Annotated in this window: 1 protein-coding gene; it reads left to right on the top strand. The window is 60.2% G+C overall.

Going from position 1 to position 590, the window contains the following annotated elements:
* The coding region (locus ACOCD2_RS25240) for a KfrB domain-containing protein (RefSeq protein WP_419626384.1) at positions 1-590 on the top strand (590 nt) is incomplete at both ends.

The following is a 590-nucleotide window of genomic DNA, read 5'->3' as shown; positions in this document are numbered from 1 at the left end:
AGAGCTTGCCAATGCTTCACGCGGAGACGGCAATATCCAGCCTTGGCTGGATTTCTTTACCAAGATGGCAGTGGATGCGCAGCAGATCGCGCTCAAGCAGGTCGATTTCATCCTGGATAAAACTCGCTTCTTCGAGCGATTCAGCGGCAAGCTCAATGCGCGTCAGCAAAAAGCGTTTGACGTCGTGTTTCGGCGCGGACCGGATCGAATCGCTCGCGGGATTACGCCAAAGGATTACACCAAGATCACCAAGTGCCCGGCGCGTACCGCCGGCAGGGATATCGCGGGCCTGGTCGAGATGGGGGCGATTACTCGGGTGCCGGGTACCGCCACGCGCAACGCCCGCTATGCGATCACCCTGCCCCGCCAGAGCCAAGATGCCGGTTGTAGTGAGCCCTCCGACCGGGCCCAGGCACTGTTTCAATCGACAGACACTGACGGGCGACTGTATCCAGCCAATCCGTCGATCCGCTACGACGGCCCCATCGTAGCGGCAGATGGTTGGTATGCGATTCAGCGGGTCGCCTCACAGACCTTCGTTGCCCATTCCGTTCAAGCCTTGGATGACAGCCCCCAAGTGGGAGCCGTCG

Origin of the sequence: Thiolapillus sp., from assembly GCF_048562965.1 — a bacterium.
GTDB lineage: Bacteria > Pseudomonadota > Gammaproteobacteria > Chromatiales > Chromatiaceae > Thiolapillus > Thiolapillus brandeum_A.
The sequence above is the reverse complement of the archived record's forward strand: the minus strand, read 5'-3'. Positions and strand labels throughout refer to the sequence as shown.